The 14150-nt window shown below is 56.5% G+C and carries 19 protein-coding genes; 12 read left to right on the top strand and 7 right to left on the bottom strand.

Annotated features, from left to right (window positions below; genetic code table 11):
- Positions 1–51 precede the first annotated feature (51 nt).
- Both G411_RS0104100 and G411_RS0104095 read left to right on the top strand, forming a co-directional pair.
- The gene (locus G411_RS0104100; RefSeq protein ID WP_022957904.1) at positions 52–510 is read left to right on the top strand and encodes a MaoC family dehydratase; all 459 of its coding nucleotides are present in this window, start codon (positions 52–54) and stop codon (positions 508–510) included.
- 24 nt (positions 511–534) lie between these two features.
- Positions 535–1449: an SDR family NAD(P)-dependent oxidoreductase gene (locus tag G411_RS0104095; RefSeq protein WP_022957903.1), complete on the top strand. Its 915-nt coding sequence runs from the start codon at positions 535–537 to the stop codon at positions 1447–1449.
- A gap of 96 nt (positions 1450–1545) precedes the next feature.
- Here the strand turns inward: G411_RS0104095 and G411_RS0104090 are convergent, their stop codons facing one another.
- The 3 genes from G411_RS0104090 to G411_RS21775 all read right to left on the bottom strand — a co-directional run bounded on the left by G411_RS0104090 (position 1546) and on the right by G411_RS21775 (position 2713).
- Positions 1546–2106 carry a BON domain-containing protein gene (locus G411_RS0104090; RefSeq protein WP_022957902.1) on the bottom strand — a complete coding sequence of 187 codons (561 nt, stop codon included), beginning with the start codon at positions 2104–2106 and terminating at the stop codon, positions 1546–1548.
- A gap of 160 nt (positions 2107–2266) precedes the next feature.
- Complete coding sequence (locus G411_RS0104085) at positions 2267–2467, bottom strand: CsbD family protein (protein WP_022957901.1); 201 nt, start codon at positions 2465–2467, stop codon at positions 2267–2269.
- Between the two features lie 69 nt (positions 2468–2536).
- Complete coding sequence (locus G411_RS21775; RefSeq protein WP_022957900.1) at positions 2537–2713, bottom strand: DUF1328 domain-containing protein; 177 nt, start codon at positions 2711–2713, stop codon at positions 2537–2539.
- Positions 2714–2923: 210 nt separating this feature from the next.
- Between G411_RS21775 and G411_RS0104075 the strand changes: the two genes are divergently transcribed.
- From G411_RS0104075 to G411_RS0104065, 3 genes are read left to right on the top strand one after another with little or no spacing between them, the layout of a single operon-like run.
- Positions 2924–3226 carry an ElaB/YgaM/YqjD family protein gene (locus G411_RS0104075; RefSeq protein WP_022957899.1) on the top strand — a complete coding sequence of 101 codons (303 nt, stop codon included), beginning with the start codon at positions 2924–2926 and terminating at the stop codon, positions 3224–3226.
- 46 nt (positions 3227–3272) lie between these two features.
- A complete protein-coding gene (locus G411_RS0104070; protein ID WP_022957898.1) occupies positions 3273–3656 on the top strand; it encodes a hypothetical protein in 384 nt (127 codons plus the stop codon).
- Positions 3643–3969, top strand: coding sequence for a hypothetical protein (locus G411_RS0104065; protein WP_022957897.1), 327 nt, complete (start codon positions 3643–3645; stop codon positions 3967–3969). The genes G411_RS0104070 and G411_RS0104065 overlap by 14 nt, the downstream gene beginning before the upstream one ends.
- A gap of 20 nt (positions 3970–3989) precedes the next feature.
- Here G411_RS0104065 and G411_RS0104060 read toward each other — a convergent pair whose 3' ends face one another.
- Together G411_RS0104060 and G411_RS0104055 are read right to left on the bottom strand one after the other, a co-directional pair.
- On the bottom strand, positions 3990–5978 hold the full coding sequence (locus G411_RS0104060) for an SDR family oxidoreductase (protein WP_022957896.1): 1989 nt from the start codon (positions 5976–5978) through the stop codon (positions 3990–3992).
- Between the two features lie 146 nt (positions 5979–6124).
- Positions 6125–7510, bottom strand: a complete 1386-nt coding sequence (locus G411_RS0104055) for a wax ester/triacylglycerol synthase family O-acyltransferase (RefSeq protein ID WP_022957895.1) — start codon at positions 7508–7510, stop codon at positions 6125–6127.
- A 254-nt stretch (positions 7511–7764) separates the two neighbouring features.
- Between G411_RS0104055 and G411_RS0104050 the strand changes: the two genes are divergently transcribed.
- The 6 genes from G411_RS0104050 (at position 7765) to G411_RS0104025 (ending at position 11324) form a co-directional block, all read left to right on the top strand.
- Positions 7765–8610, top strand: coding sequence for a redoxin domain-containing protein (locus tag G411_RS0104050; RefSeq protein WP_022957894.1), 846 nt, complete (start codon positions 7765–7767; stop codon positions 8608–8610).
- Complete coding sequence (locus tag G411_RS0104045) at positions 8601–9284, top strand: NUDIX hydrolase (RefSeq protein WP_022957893.1); 684 nt, start codon at positions 8601–8603, stop codon at positions 9282–9284. Before G411_RS0104050 ends, G411_RS0104045 begins: the two co-directional genes overlap by 10 nt.
- A 129-nt stretch (positions 9285–9413) precedes the next feature.
- Positions 9414–9842 carry an EF-hand domain-containing protein gene (locus tag G411_RS0104040; RefSeq protein ID WP_022957892.1) on the top strand — a complete coding sequence of 143 codons (429 nt, stop codon included), beginning with the start codon at positions 9414–9416 and terminating at the stop codon, positions 9840–9842.
- Positions 9843–9866: 24 nt separating this feature from the next.
- Entirely contained in the window at positions 9867–10412 is a 546-nt protein-coding gene (locus G411_RS0104035) for an RNA polymerase sigma factor (RefSeq protein WP_022957891.1), read from the top strand.
- A complete protein-coding gene (locus G411_RS0104030) occupies positions 10405–10824 on the top strand; it encodes a hypothetical protein (RefSeq protein WP_022957890.1) in 420 nt (139 codons plus the stop codon). The genes G411_RS0104035 and G411_RS0104030 overlap by 8 nt, the downstream gene beginning before the upstream one ends.
- Entirely contained in the window at positions 10821–11324 is a 504-nt protein-coding gene (locus G411_RS0104025) for a periplasmic heavy metal sensor (protein ID WP_022957889.1), read from the top strand. Before G411_RS0104030 ends, G411_RS0104025 begins: the two co-directional genes overlap by 4 nt.
- Here the strand turns inward: G411_RS0104025 and G411_RS19270 are convergent.
- Positions 11303–11911, bottom strand: a complete 609-nt coding sequence (locus tag G411_RS19270) for a lytic transglycosylase domain-containing protein (protein WP_022957888.1) — start codon at positions 11909–11911, stop codon at positions 11303–11305. The two genes, G411_RS0104025 and G411_RS19270, sit on opposite strands and share 22 nt — an antisense overlap.
- Positions 11892–13622, bottom strand: coding sequence for a proline--tRNA ligase (locus G411_RS0104015; protein ID WP_022957887.1), 1731 nt, complete (start codon positions 13620–13622; stop codon positions 11892–11894). The genes G411_RS19270 and G411_RS0104015 overlap by 20 nt, the downstream gene beginning before the upstream one ends.
- A 95-nt stretch (positions 13623–13717) precedes the next feature.
- On the opposite strand from G411_RS0104015, the gene G411_RS0104010 reads away from it, so the two are divergent.
- Complete coding sequence (locus tag G411_RS0104010) at positions 13718–14146, top strand: HIT domain-containing protein (RefSeq protein WP_051151239.1); 429 nt, start codon at positions 13718–13720, stop codon at positions 14144–14146.
- Positions 14147–14150: the final 4 nt, after the last annotated feature.

Raw genomic sequence — 14150 nt, 5'->3', positions numbered from 1 at the left:
CACCGCGATAACGTGGCGCCGACCATAACAACAATAAAATAAGGATGCACTATGAAGCAGATACGTCGCGCGTCAGTGGCTGAGTACATTGGCTACGAGAGTGAACCTACCGACTGGCACACGGTGACTCAAGAGGCCATTAATCAGTTTGCCGACTGTACCCTTGATCACCAGTTTATTCATGTTGATCCCGAGCGCGCCAAGCAAACGCCTTTTGGCGGCACCATCGCCCACGGTTTTCTGAGCCTGTCGATGCTCTCCCACTTTGCCGAGCAGTTCTCGCTGATGGTCGAAGGTCTCACCATGGGCCTTAACTATGGCTTCGACAAGGTACGGTTCATGGCGCCGGTGCGTGAGGGAAAACGTATTCGCGCGCTGAGCAAAGTTCTGGATATCGACGAGACCAAGCCAGGGCAATACCGCTTCAAAGTTCAGGTGACCATTGAAATTGAGGGTGAAGAAAAGCCCGCACTGATTGCCGAGTGGCTGACTATGCAGCTCGTGGCCTGATTGATTACTAACAGGAGATAAGAAATGGACGTACGTTTTGACAAGCAAGTTGCTATCGTGACCGGCGCCGGTAATGGCCTGGGCCGCAGCCATGCATTGGCACTGGCGCAGCGTGGTGCTCGGGTCGTGGTGAATGATTTAGGGGGCGCCCGCGATGGCAGCGGTGCCTCATCTCAAGCCGCACTGGACGTAGTGGCGGAAATCGAAGCCATGGGCGGCGAAGCGCTGGCACACGGTGCCAATGTCGCGGTGATGGCCGAGGTGGAAGACATGGTTGCGCAGGCCATGGAAAAGTGGGGGCGGGTAGATATTCTGATTAACAACGCCGGTATTCTGCGCGATAAAACCTTCGCCAAAATGTCGCTGGATGATTTCAAGTTGGTCATGGACGTCCACCTGATGGGCTCCGTAAACTGCACGAAAGCGGTTTGGGACATCATGCGAGAGCAGGAATACGGCCGCATTGTGATGACGACCTCTTCCTCCGGTATGTATGGCAACTTTGGGCAGAGCAACTATGGTGCTGCCAAGATGGCGGTGCTGGGCTTTATGAATACCCTGGGCCTGGAAGGCGCGAAGAAGAATGTCCGGGTAAACGCCTTGGCACCCACAGCGGCAACCCGCATGACTGAAGATTTGATGCCCGAAGAACTGCTTGCCTTGTTGTCGCCCGAGTCAGTGACCGCCGGCGCTTTGGTGTTGTGTCACGAAAGTGCACCGAGCCGACACATTCTGTGTGCGGGGGCGGGTGGTTATGCGAGTTCGCGCATTTTTGAAACAGAAGGCGTTTTCCTGCCCGCTGACCAGCAAACTCCGGAAGTGATCCTTGCTAACTGGGATGCGATTACCAGTACCGAGGGGCAGCGTCCGATGGAAACTGGTGGCAAGCAAAGCGAGAAGTTCCTGGGTAAAGCCATGGAAGCGCTCCAGGCCAAATAAGCATTTCTGGAGATGGTGTTAAAAAGCCGACAGCCACTTGAGTGACTGTCGGCTTGGTGCCGAGTAATTGGTCTACGACTCGTTGCGAATCGCGCCCTAGCTGTTGCGAACGACGAGTTTGTCTTCGACGTCGGTCACCTTGTCGAAACTTTTGGCAATCTCAATGGCAAGATCGCGCGCTGCATCGCTTTTGACGGTACCGCGCAGGGTCACAACGCCGTCCTTGGTATCAACGTCAATGCTGGTGGCAGCAATATCATCGTTCGTTGCGTACTTCATATTAATCGCGGCGGTTGTGGTCAGGTCATTCCACGTGCCAGCAAAGTTCTCACCAGCCTGCTTCATCTTCCCGCGATAGTCTTTCTCCACATTCAGTTTATTATCCACTGATTGGACGCCATCGACGTTGTGAGCAATCTGGCCCGCCAAATCTTTTTCAATGTCGCTCGTGACTGTACCACTGAGCGTTACCTTGCCCTGTTTGACTCCGGTATCGATCTCAAAATTGTTTAGCTCGCCGTTAAGCATGATGGCGGTCTCGACTTTGCCATCGATCCAGGCGTCGTTCGCTTTACCCTGCCAGGTTTCCGCCAGTGCGGGAGTGCTTGCCAGGGCGCTGAGAGTCAATGTGGTGATTAGCGTTTTCTTGATAGTCATGGTTGACCTCCGTTTCGCTGCTCATGAATCGCATGGTTTTATCTCAATAACGTTGGCGTCGTTTTCTCCATCGTTATTGACGTGGTGACAGGCACGGTTTTCGTACCGTCAGTCTTTTCCTAAGATGCCTTTTTGAATAAAAACTTGAAGAAAAATTCCTCTAAGAAACTTTCTTTTTCAGTTCTTCAAATTGCTTTTTAGCCTCTTCGCGAGCGAGGCCGTAGCGCTCTTGCAGTACGCCGATAAAACGATCACTGCTGCCTTCTACTTGGTCTATGTCATCGTCGGTGAGTTCGCCCCACTTTTCCCGAATTTGCCCTTTTAACTGCTTCCACTTACCTTCTGCAATATCTCTATTCATACTTCGCTCCTCGTGAGTGACGTGATTAACGATGTCAGTTTTGTTAAGCCAGAATGCGGATTTTCAGTGCTATATTCGCGGCGGTTTTCCGCGTAAAGCCTGGGCGACAAGAGAAATTATCAGCAGTGCAATAAAGATAAAGAACAAGACTTTTGCGATGCCCGCTGCGGCACCCGCAATGCCCCCAAAGCCCAATACGCCGGCGATAAGCGCAATAATTAAAAACATTAACGACCAGCCAAGCATGTTGCCTCCTTGTCATTTCTGCCTACAGTTTTTCTGACACGCTGAGTAAAAACAGTTCAATATTTTTATTTTCATCAATGATTTTTTATGCGGTAGATGATTTATAAATTGCCAGTGTCATTTTATTTAATCGATTTTGAACCTTTTTGTTTTTGCGTTTTCAGCAACAGGGTAAGACGCCGAAAAATTCGTTGAATAGGGAGGTGCAAAATGGCGACACAGCAGAACCAGGCTGACGTAAGTTCGAATCGTCACGATAAGGTCGACGCCGCGGCCAGCAAAGCCCACGAGGCCGTCGATCGGGCAGCGGCAATGGCGGGCAGCAGTGAAGAACGCTTGCATCAACTTGCTGAAGAGCTACGGCTGCAAGCTGAGGGGCTGGTCAGCTCGGCACGCAAGCATTCCGAGGCAGCCAGTGAGGCCGTGGGCGGTTATACCCGTGAACACCCGCTGAGAACCGTGGGACTCGCATTTCTGCTCGGCGCGGTGGTGGCGTTCTTATTCCGCCGCTGACGGGGGAGTGGAGTGGTGATTATCCGCTGTCAGAACAGGAGGGCGTATGCGCGGCGAAACAGATTGCGCATCTGAAAGGGAACAGAAGGCTGAGCCCCAGTATGGTGATCTGCTGACCGAGTGCTTGGCCTTTGGTGCAGAGGAAATAGAGCGCCTGCAGTTGCGAGGACAATTGCTGTGCTTAGCCCTGCTGAAAATGCTGATCTTTGCGCTGTTAAGCGTGATCTCGGCGACAAGCGTGTGGTTGCTTGCCATGCTGTTTCTCGCTCGCGTAATGGCGCAGGCAGGAGTGCCAGAGCCCTTCGCAATGTCTCTGTTACTGCTGATGAATCTGCTGGCGTTCTGGTATTGCCAGCGACAATTGCGAGGCGCCTTGACCGGGGCACGTCCTCGCCGGACAGCAGTGGAGGGGCAGCATGCTCAGCGGTGAAGAAGCGCGGCTGCGCTCGGCGCTGATCCAACTTGATCAGCGTCAGCGAAATCGCCGTTTTCGGCTCCGGCAACACTACTGTGAGCAGCGTGTGGGGGTGATTGCGTTTTTCGGCATGGCGGGGCTGCTATTCGGCTTGCTGATGGGGAAGTGCGGAGAGACCGCAACGGACTCCAGAAAGCTTGCTCGTCTGCGCTCGATGATGTTTGATCTGCTTAAGCAGGAGATCTATCAGCGTATATTGCGCCAGCCTCGCCAGCAGCCCCCCGCGGCGGATGGTCACCACGAGGGGCACTCGGCAAGTAATGGCTAAGTAACAGCGACGACGTGCGTTTAGACGTGAATTCCTTTCAGTACGGCAGCCAGTGCCACCTGTTCTGAGGACGCCTCGGTTTTCGCCTCTTCACCTTCTCCCTTTGCCGCTGCGGAGTCAGGGAAGGTTCTGAACACGGTGTTCATGATGATTTCCGTGGCCTTGGGCGCTACCGCATTGAGTACCTGCATGCTAATCCCCAGGCCGGTGGCGATGCGCTTGGGTCGCTTCACGATCGCTTCGCAGATCATGTCCGCAGCTTCTTCGGGAGATAGCGTGGGCACGGCGTTGTAGATTGAGGTGGGGCCGATCATCGGCGTACGGACCAATGGCATATTGATAGTGGTGAACGCGATATTGCGGTCGGAAAACTCTGCGGCTGCACTCCGGGAGAAGGCATCCAGCGCAGCCTTGGACGCCGCATAGGCCGAGAACCGGGGCGAGGTGCCTACGATGACGGCGATCGAGGAGATGTTGATCACGTGACCGGCGCGACGCTCAAGCATCGATGGTGCCAGGCCCATGATCAGTCGAATCGCGCCGAAGTAATTGAGCTGCATGGTGCGCTCGAAATCGTGGAAACGGTCAAAGGTCAGTTCCAGCGAGCGACGGATTGAGCGGCCCGCGTTATTCACCAATACATCCACATGGCCGTGGTTTTTCAATAGCGTGGCGACCAGCTCGTCGCAGGCCTCAAGGTCTGAAACATCGCAGCTATACGCATAGCTCTTGCCCCCAAGGTCGGCGATTTCCTTCTGGGTTTCCTCCAGTTTTTCAATACTGCGAGCCACGAGCACGACTTCGGCACCCGCCTCGGCGAGCTTGAGTGCGCTGGCCTTACCGATGCCGGAGGACGCGCCGGTGATCACAATGACTTTGCCGCTGACGTTGCCGCGTAGGCTGCGGTCCTTGAACAGATCCGGGTCGAGGTTGCGCTCCCAGTAGTCCCAGAGTTTATAGGCGTAGTCTTCGAGATCCGGCAATTCGATACCGCTGCCTTTAAGGGCCTTTACGGTGTCGCGGTTGTCGAAACGGGTAGGCATGTTCATGAACTGCAGGCCATCTGCAGGAATCTGGTAATCGGCCAGTACCGCGTTGGTCAGCCGTTTCACCGGGGGCATGTTCTTGACGATTCCGGCAATTGACGAGGGGACGAAGGCAAACATGCGCGAATCGATACGCATGGCCATTTTCGGCGCGTGGGCGGCTTCGGCAAAGATATTCAACACTTCACCGACTTTGTGAGCGTTGGGGTTCACTAAGTGGAAGCACTTGCCGTCCAGCTTGGGTTTGTGTGACAGGTAGTCGATGGCGTCGGCGACATAATCCACCGGGACAATATTCATTTGCCCGCCTTCAATACCAATCAGCGGGCACCATTGAGGCACTCGGTAGCGCAGTTTCTGAATCAGCTTGAAGAAGTAGTAGGGGCCATCAACCTTGTCCATTTCGCCGGTTGTGGAGTCACCGACAACCATCGCCGGCCGGTAGATGCGGTAGGGAATTTTGCACTCTTTGCGCACCAGCCCTTCGGAGACGTGTTTGGTGCGGAAGTAGGCGTGTTTGAGTCCCTCGGCTTCTTCGAACATGTCTTCGCGGAAGATGCCTTTGTAGAGTCCTGCTGCGGCGATGGAGCTGGCCAGGTGGAAGCTTCCAGCCTGCATGGCTTCAGCCGCTGCAAGGGCATTGCGAGTGCCTTCAATATTGGTGATTTCCTGACTTTCTGCGTCGGCCTTTAGGTCGTAGATGGCGGCCAGGTGATAGAAGTGGCTGACTTTGCCTTTCAGCTTGCCCATCTCCCGGCTGCTGATGCCCAGTTTGCCCTTGGCAAGGTCGCCCCAGACGGGGACCAGTTGCTCTTTACTCAGCCCGGTTTTTTCCAGTAGTTCCTGATACTTGTGTTTAGAACTGCGGCGCACAAGCACGAAAATCGTTTCGTTGCGCTTGGCCAAGCGGGTGATAAGAAATCGTCCGATAAAGCCGGTGCCGCCAGTAACAAAGTAGCTCATAGTGCCTCTCCAGATAGTACAGAAATACGCCTGCTGCAGCTCCGAGCCAACGCGGAGCTGCACTGCTTTCTGTCAGCGAAAGCGTGGGTTTGTGTTGTTGTCAGGTCGTTCTGTATGGCTTTGCCTGTTGTTATTGTAGTGCGTTATTACGCCAGTGCCGTTGGTGAAACCGCATCGTCAAGTTCAGCAAAAGCATCGTGAATATAGTCGCTCAGAATCTCCAGTTTGGGCAATGCCGAACTGGCCACCAGTCCGAACTGCAGCCGACCATCGTAGCTGTACAGCGTAATGTTCAGGTGACAGCCCGGCGTCAGCGCGCTGATCGGGTACATTTCCTCGAGCTTGGCGCCGCGCAGATACAGTGGTTTTGACGGCCCGGGCACATTGGAGACCAGCGTATTGCCCAGCGGCGGCAGTCGGTCATCAATTTTCAGGAATTCAGTTAGTTGAGCAAAGCTGCCCAGCAGTACGGTGTAAGCGATGACCGATGCCGGGGGGACGCCATCTACTTGGTAGCGAACATTGCGAAGCGTAAAGCCAATTTCCCGCAGCCGCTCGTAGGGGTCGGTGGTTTTCTTGGCGAGTTCAACCAGCACGATGCCGATTTTGTTGCCCATGCTGCGGTCACCGGGGCGGCGGAGGTTTACGGGCATTTGAATGGTGATGGGCTCGCTGATATCGGCGCCACATTCTTCCAGATAGCGGTGCAAGGCGCCGTCAATGCAGGTGAGGGCAACGTGGTTAAGCGTCGAGCGTGTCTGCTTGCGAATCTTGTTAACGCGGGTCATCGGGACGGCGGCGGTGGCCACTTGACGACCGGCCACGACATGACCATTCAGTGGTGTTTCCGGCATGGGCTTGTAGGGAACCGCCACGGCATTTTTAGTCAGGTTGACTGCCTCCAGAGCCAGCTGGGCGCTGAGCTTTGTCAAACCCAGCACCGAGCGCAGATAGTTGCCGGACAGGCCGAGCATCTTGCGCAGCAGTGCATCCTCTTCGCCTTTGCGACGTCGACGATTGGGAAGCGCTGCCCATATTGGCGATACCTTCCTGGCGCGTGAGGACTGGCTCAGGCTTTTGGCAAGGATGGCCGACATCGTAACGCCGTCTGCGTAGGCGTGGTGCAACTTGATATACAGCGCAAAGCGCTGGTCGTCGATGCCCTCAATAACGTGGACTTCCCACATCGGCTTTTCACGATCCATCTTCGGGCTGTGTAGCTCGCCCGCCAGGACATAGAGTTCATCCCGAAAGTCGTCGCCTTCCAACTGGTGGTAGTAGATGTGGTCGTTAATATCGAAGTCGGGAGCATCTACCCAGCGGGGTGTGGACAGGCCGCCGAATTTGATGATCTGGTTGAACGGCGCCTGGATGTCTTCGTTACTGCCCACGTATTCGCGGACGGCCTTGTCCACGAAGTCCGCCCCCGCCTTGGCAGGTTTGCGGAACATCATCATTCCGCCTACATGTTTGGGGCTGTCTTCCGTCTCGGTGAGGAAAAACGCCAGATCCATGATGGATAGTTTTGTCATAGCCGCCACTGTTTCCTGTGTTGCTGGGGTCGTGTACACAGGCGAATTAATACCACCCTGATTTAAATCGCGCTGGTGGGGTCTCCACGATTGAAGTCAAAAATAGTCTATGTCCTAATGGCTGCTTCCGCTATTGCCGGGTGTGCTCACTAGATAAAAAATTGGGTCAATGCCATAGGGTTACGCTAGCGCAGAACCCTTGCCCTGAACAAGAGTGCCAGTTCACTGCACTGACACTCTCTAACTGAGATGCGATGAATTTACTCAAAGCGCTGGCTAAACGTTACTTTGTGACTCCCTACGTCCTGCTCTGTGGGGCAGCCTCGCTGCACGCACTCTGGCAGATGTGGGTCGAGCCAGGGTTTAGCCTGTCCTGGTTTGCGGCTTGGCTGGCTGTCACGCCCGTCCCGGTGTTCGTGTTGCTGTTGTATCTGGTGCCGTTCGTTAACACCGGCCGGTTTGTGGTGATACAGATTCTTGCCGCGATGATTGGCGCGGCGCTGGCCGTGGTCGAGATGCATCCCCTGCCAACGTTTTATGCGTTGGTGCCGGGACTCGCTGGCGTGCTGATTTATGTCTACTGGTATTCCTATCTGGATCGCGACGATAATCCGCGACTGACTGTCGGTCAGGCGCTGCCCGCCTTCCATTTGCAGGATCGAACAGGCGAACACGTTGACTCCGCGAGCTTTGTTGGCAGAAAAACGCTGCTGTTGTTTTTCCGCGGCGGTTGGTGCCCGCTGTGTCGCAGTCAGCTTTACGAATTTTCAAGCTATTTTGACGCGCTGCGTGAGTACGGCCTTCACATTGTATTGATCAGTGATCAGGCGGTGGACGAGAGCGAAAAACTGGTGGGGACATTGCCACAGGGGGTCGAGGTCTATTTCGACAGTGGTCTGCAGGCGGCGAGGACGCTCGGGCTGGTTCACCCGTTTGGCGTGCCTGCCGGAGTCTTCGCGAAAGGCCCGCATACCTCGCTGCCCTCACTGATACTCAGCGATGAGTCCGGCACCATCCGCTACGCGGACTTGCCAGAAAATTTTCGTGTTGGACCGCGTCCGGCACAGCTTATAAAGGTTCTTGAGCAACAATGGCTGTAAATATTGAACAGGAAATACGCCCTTCATCCACGGCCGTGGTACTGCGCGACGCGGCGTCGGGCTTGGAGGTGTTATTGCTGCGTCGTCACCAGCAGCTGAAGGTGGGCGGTGGGCACTGGGTTTTCCCAGGTGGCACCGTTGATCCCGACGATGTGGCGGATGCCAAGGGCGATCGCATGACGGCCTTTCACCTTGCTGCGGTACGTGAGACCGAGGAAGAGGCGCAGATCCAACTGGATCAGAGTCGGTTGCAGTTGATCTCCTGGTGGACGACGCCGCCATCGATAAAACGTCGCTATGAAACCGCCTTTTTCATCGCGGACTGCCCCGGTCAGCAGGTTGTCGTGGATGGTGAGGAGGCCGACGATTTTCTCTGGTGTCACCCGGGCGAGTTGGTGGGCTCCCATCAGCAGGGGGAGCTGGCTCTGATGCCGCCGACTCTGGTCACGCTGACCGAGTTGTCCAGCTGTGCAACGGTTGCGGACGCTCGCGCGTTTTATGACCGTCGTCCGGTGCCGGATATCCATCCCAAAATCAGCGATGCCGATGGTCGCGTGTGTATGCTCTACGGCGGCGATGCGGGGTATGACAGCGCCGACCCCAAGGTGCTGGGTGCGCGCAATCGCTGCTATCTGGAAAATGGGAAATGGCGCTATGAGTTCTCTGTTTCGTAAATAGAGAGCCGGGCTGCGGCAAGGAATGCCAATAAAATAATTGTCTGTTGTGCGAGGGATTTGTCCGCCGGCGGTGTTTAAACAGTAACGGCCGTTAAAATCCTCTTACTGTTCGTGGAGCACAACGTGATGAAAACTTCAGTAACGCTTTTCGCTGTATTGGCAATGACGGGTGCTGCCAGCGCCTACGCTTTTGGCCCCGGGAAAAATGGTCCCTTTGATGGCGCCAGAACGCCACCCAGTATCGAAGAAATGGCAGACCGCCAAGCGGAGCGGTTTATGAAAATGGACTTGAATCAAGACGGTCAGGTCAGCCGTGAGGAAATTGAAGAGTTTCGTGCCCAGATGCGTGAGAAGCGTAGCGGGGAGCGTGCGGACCGATTTGCAAAAGCGGATGCCAACGGCGATGGACTGGTTTCCCAGATGGAAATGAAGGCCGCAGCAAAGGCGCAGATGGAAAAGCTCGATACAGACGGTGACGGCGTTTTGTCGAGAAAGGAGGCCCGTAAAGCCTTTGGTCGCGAGGGTATGCCCCCGCATGCCCCGGCTGAATCGTAAACGCCGATAGCGAGCGCAGCGAGTATGCCGCTGGTCAGTGACTCCCGATTATTAGCGCGTGTAGCCGACGGCGACAGTCGCGCCTTTAATCGGCTTGTGGAGCGTCACAGCCAGCGGGTACTCAATGTCATTTACCGAATTGTGTTGTCCCGAAGTGATGCGGAAGATCTGTGTCAGGACGTTTTTGTGCGCCTGTGGAAGCAGGCGCCGGACTGGCAGGACGATGCCAAAGTCAGTACCTGGTTGCACCGGGTAGCTAGCAATCTGGCGATTAACCACAGTCAGCGAGTTCAGCAGCGCCAGATCGTAGATAGTGAGCTGACCGAGCAGCTGCTCGATGGTCAGCGTGATGAGGCGGATGACGAGGCAAACGCCCTCTCTGAAAAAATGATGGCGGCGCTGTCCAGCCTGCCCGCAGAGCAACGCGCTGCGATGGCATTTCGCTATTACCGCGACCTGCCCGTCAAGCAAATCGCCGATATTCTTGATAGCAGCCCCAAGGCAGTCGAATCCTTACTGGGCCGTGCGCGCAAACAGCTTAAGCAAGTATTGGGAGAATCCGATGATTGACTATGCACAGTGTCTGGAGCGCTACGGCGATCAATTGCGCAACTGGCCGCTGTGGCTCTGGCCTTTCGCACTGCTGGCGCCGATGTCAAAGGCGGGGGCGGCCTGTTTGAAGGAATACCGGCAACGAGAGGTATTCTGGTCGCAACGGATGGATGGCGAGCTGCGGGTCAGTCCCGGCTTGCAGCAGCGTCTTGCCCGGATTCCCGAAACCCGCCGACAGGCCCACGTCAGGCGTTTGCCGCTTTGGTCCGCGGGCATGGCAACCACCGCCGCGCTGATACTTGGCGTCGCGGTAGGAATGTCCGGTCTGCCCAGCCAATATCCATTGCTGGATGAGGATTATCAGGCCTTTACCGAACTCGATTTTACCGGCTCTCTGGAAGTGAGTAGCTGGTTGGAGGAAGAACAATGACACGTCGCACGGGTTTGTTGATTGCGCTCATCGCCTCGCTGGTGGTGAACGGTCTGCTCATCGGCTTGTGGGCGGGCAAGGCACTGGACCGCGATCGCGGCCTGTACATGATGAGCCAGCATATTTTAAAGCGCCGTCCGGATCAGCTCAGTGATCAGGCAAGGGCTGTACTCAGGGCCAAGCGTGGAGAAATGCGCAGTGCCTTTCGGCAGTTGCGTCTCGCGAGACGAAATCTGGACCAGATTATTGCCGAACCCGAGTTGAATATTGAGAGTGCCCGTCAGGCGCTGGCAGATTTGAGAGCGGCAGACCAGTCACTCAAGCGGCTGGTACATGACGTGTTGCTGGAAGTCTTGCCGACCTTGTCGCCAGACCAGCGGCTGGAGATGATGCGCCATGACAAAGGGCCGCGCGATGGCGATCGCAAGGGGCCAAAACCCGATGGGGCTGAGCGCGGGATGCCTCCGCCGCCTCCGCCTCAGTCGTCGATGCCACGGTAAGCCAGCGGGCCGTTATACCAACGCTTGCGCCAGGCATTAAATACCCGGTCAGGATACCAGTTCTTTCCCAGGCTGCCGTTGTAGCGGGCGAGGGCGCGGCGCATATTGCCCTTTTCGCGCTGCAGGTAGAACTGCAGAATCTGGCAGCCGTAGCGAAGATTGGTGTTCGGGTCGGTGAGATTGTCGTCCGGGCGGCCAATTTCCTTTTTCCAGAATGGCATCACTTGCATCAGCCCCTGGGCGCCAACGCGGGAGATGGCAAAGCGGTCAAAGGCGCTTTCCACCTCAATCAGTGCCAGTACCAGCTCCGGGGGCAGTGAGGCCGAGCGTGCCTCGCGGTGCACGCTTTGCAGCAGGGCCAGACGGTCTTCTGGCTCTGGGAGTCGCTTGCTCAGCCGCTGGGACATATCCAGCAGCCACACCTCGGCGTCGAAGCGATCTTTAAAACTGTCCTCATGGTGCAGGGCGTCTTTCAGATAGGCGGTCAGCGCGGCCCTCTCGACGGGGTCGCTTGGCTGGGCGAGAGCGGGTAGCGCAACGGCCACCAGCCCTGCCAGCAGCAGACGCTTAAGCAGAGAGTGGAACACGCTGACGGACGAAGTCCATAATGCTGTCGATAGCGACGTCTTCGTTGTCGTCGGCACGGCGATGGCGGTATTCCAGTTGGCCGTTGTCCAAGCCGCGGTCGCCGATCACAATGCGGTGGGGGATACCCATCAGTTCCATATCGGCAAATTTCACGCCGGGCCGCTCGTTGCGGTCATCCAGCAGCACATCGTAGCCTGCATTTTTGAGCTGCGCGTACAGGGCTTCTGCCGCCTCGCGCACGCGCTCGGATTTCTGCATGTTCATCGGCACCAGCGCAATCTGGAACGGCGCGATGCCGTCGGTCCAGATAATGCCTTTGTCGTCGTGATTCTGCTCAATGGCTGAAGCCACCACACGGGTGACGCCGATGCCGTAGCAGCCCATGATCATCACCTGCTCTTTGCCCTGCTCGTTGAGTACGGTCGCTTGCAGGGCTTCCGAGTATTTGGTGCCAAGCTGGAAGATATGGCCCACTTCAATGCCGCGTTTGATTTGCAGTGTGCCCTGGCCATCGGGGCTGGGATCGCCGCTGACGACCTCGCGCAAGTCGGCGATCTCGCCAAGAGCCAGATCCCGTTCCCAGTTGCCGCCGCGCAGATGGTAGCCGTCTTCGTTGGCACCGCAGATAAAGTCAGCGCAGTGCGCGGCGCTGCGATCCACAATCGTGCGCAAGCCGAGATCGACCGGACCAATGGAGCCGGGAGAGCAGCTCAGCGCCGCTTTAATATCGTTTTCTTCGGCCAACGTCAGCGGGCTGGCAACGCCGTCCAGCTTCTCGGCTTTGATTTCGTTCAATTGGTGGTCGCCGCGCAGCACCAGGGCAACCAGCGGCTGCTTGCCATTGTCGTCGGCCTCGCCATAGACCAGCAGGGTTTTCAGAGTTTGCTCGGGCGTGCAGTTAAAGAACGCGCACACCTGCTCGATGGTGCCCACGCTGGGCGTGACGACTTTCTCCAGCTCGGCGCCGGGGGCGGCGCGCTCGCCAGCCGGTGCCAGTGCTTCGGCCATTTCTACGTTGGCGGCGTAATCTGAGCTGTCGGAAAAGGCGATATCGTCTTCGCCCGATTCGGCTAATACGTGGAACTCATGGGAGGCGCTGCCGCCGATCGAGCCGGTGTCGGCGATCACCGGACGGAAGTCCAGGCCGAGGCGAGTAAAGATGCGGGTATAGGCCGCGTGCATGACGTCGTAGGTGGCCTGCAGTGACTCCTGGTCATTGTGGAAGGAGTACGCGTCTTTCATGATGAATTCACGCGAGCGCATCACCCCGAAACGGGGGCGGATTTCATCGCGGAACTTGGTTTGGATCTGATAGAAGTTCGCCGGCAGCTGCTTGTAGCTGCGGATCTCGTTGCGAATCAGGTCGGTAATCACTTCCTCGTGGGTGGGGCCAAGGCAAAACTCGCGCTGATGACGGTCATTGATGCGCAGCAGTTCTGCACCGTACTGTTCCCAACGACCCGATTCCTGCCACAGTTCAGCGGGCTGGACCACGGGCATCAGCACCTCTTGCGCGCCTGCCGCGTTCATCTCTTCACGGACAATGTTTTCCACTTTGCGAAGTACCCGCAGGCCCAACGGCAGCCAAGTGTAGAGGCCGGTGGCCAGCTTTCGTATCATGCCGGCACGGAGCATCAGTTGGTGACTGATAACCTCGGCATCGGCGGGGGTTTCCTTTACAGTGGCAATAAGAAATTGGCTGGCGCGCATAGCGGATCTGGCCTTAAAGCTGCGAATGAAGTCGCCGCATTTTACGATTGATAGGCGGTCCGGTACAGGGCGCCACCGCTTTATTGGAGAACATCATGTTTACATTACACCCCCAACTTGCTGCCGACTGCTTTGTGGTCGGCGACCTGCCCTTATGCCGAGTGCTGTTGATGAACGACGCCCAGTATCCCTGGCTCATTCTGGTACCGCGCAGCGATGCCGAGCTGCGGGAACTCTGTGAGCTGAGTGAGGAGGACCGTATGCAGTTCTCTCGGGAGTCTGATCTGGCCGCAGGTATTCTCAATACCGTCTTTGCTGCAGAGAAGCTGAACATTGCCGCGCTGGGTAATATGGTGCCGCAGCTGCATGTTCACCATATAGCTCGTTTTGCCGCGGACCCCTGTTGGCCGAAGCCGGTATGGGGGCAGTTGCCGGCAAAAGCCTATGCCGATTCCGATCGCGAAGAACGTCTGGCGGCATTGAGACACGCCTTTGCCGCTGAGCCACGCTTTATTTCGGGCTGATGCG

Source organism: Spongiibacter tropicus DSM 19543 (assembly GCF_000420325.1).
Lineage (GTDB): Bacteria > Pseudomonadota > Gammaproteobacteria > Pseudomonadales > Spongiibacteraceae > Spongiibacter > Spongiibacter tropicus.
Note: the sequence above shows the minus strand (reverse complement) of the source record. Positions and strands in the feature narration are given on the sequence as shown.

What these genes read in the sequence shown, in the direction of transcription:
- G411_RS0104060 (WP_022957896.1), bottom strand. Translation starts at nt 5,978, where the DNA reads ATGAGCTACTTTGTTACTGGCGGCACCGGCTTTATCGGACGATTTCTT.
- G411_RS0104100 (WP_022957904.1), top strand. Translation starts at nt 52, where the DNA reads ATGAAGCAGATACGTCGCGCGTCAGTGGCTGAGTACATTGGCTACGAG.
- G411_RS0104050 (WP_022957894.1), top strand. Translation starts at nt 7,765, where the DNA reads ATGAATTTACTCAAAGCGCTGGCTAAACGTTACTTTGTGACTCCCTAC.
- G411_RS0104030 (WP_022957890.1), top strand. Translation starts at nt 10,405, where the DNA reads ATGATTGACTATGCACAGTGTCTGGAGCGCTACGGCGATCAATTGCGC.
- G411_RS21775 (WP_022957900.1), bottom strand. Translation starts at nt 2,713, where the DNA reads ATGCTTGGCTGGTCGTTAATGTTTTTAATTATTGCGCTTATCGCCGGC.
- G411_RS0104065 (WP_022957897.1), top strand. Translation starts at nt 3,643, where the DNA reads ATGCTCAGCGGTGAAGAAGCGCGGCTGCGCTCGGCGCTGATCCAACTT.
- G411_RS0104090 (WP_022957902.1), bottom strand. Translation starts at nt 2,106, where the DNA reads ATGACTATCAAGAAAACGCTAATCACCACATTGACTCTCAGCGCCCTG.
- G411_RS0104075 (WP_022957899.1), top strand. Translation starts at nt 2,924, where the DNA reads ATGGCGACACAGCAGAACCAGGCTGACGTAAGTTCGAATCGTCACGAT.
- G411_RS0104025 (WP_022957889.1), top strand. Translation starts at nt 10,821, where the DNA reads ATGACACGTCGCACGGGTTTGTTGATTGCGCTCATCGCCTCGCTGGTG.
- G411_RS0104045 (WP_022957893.1), top strand. Translation starts at nt 8,601, where the DNA reads ATGGCTGTAAATATTGAACAGGAAATACGCCCTTCATCCACGGCCGTG.
- G411_RS0104035 (WP_022957891.1), top strand. Translation starts at nt 9,867, where the DNA reads ATGCCGCTGGTCAGTGACTCCCGATTATTAGCGCGTGTAGCCGACGGC.
- G411_RS0104070 (WP_022957898.1), top strand. Translation starts at nt 3,273, where the DNA reads ATGCGCGGCGAAACAGATTGCGCATCTGAAAGGGAACAGAAGGCTGAG.
- G411_RS0104095 (WP_022957903.1), top strand. Translation starts at nt 535, where the DNA reads ATGGACGTACGTTTTGACAAGCAAGTTGCTATCGTGACCGGCGCCGGT.
- G411_RS0104055 (WP_022957895.1), bottom strand. Translation starts at nt 7,510, where the DNA reads ATGACAAAACTATCCATCATGGATCTGGCGTTTTTCCTCACCGAGACG.
- G411_RS0104010 (WP_051151239.1), top strand. Translation starts at nt 13,718, where the DNA reads ATGTTTACATTACACCCCCAACTTGCTGCCGACTGCTTTGTGGTCGGC.
- G411_RS0104085 (WP_022957901.1), bottom strand. Translation starts at nt 2,467, where the DNA reads ATGAATAGAGATATTGCAGAAGGTAAGTGGAAGCAGTTAAAAGGGCAA.
- G411_RS0104040 (WP_022957892.1), top strand. Translation starts at nt 9,414, where the DNA reads ATGAAAACTTCAGTAACGCTTTTCGCTGTATTGGCAATGACGGGTGCT.
- G411_RS0104015 (WP_022957887.1), bottom strand. Translation starts at nt 13,622, where the DNA reads ATGCGCGCCAGCCAATTTCTTATTGCCACTGTAAAGGAAACCCCCGCC.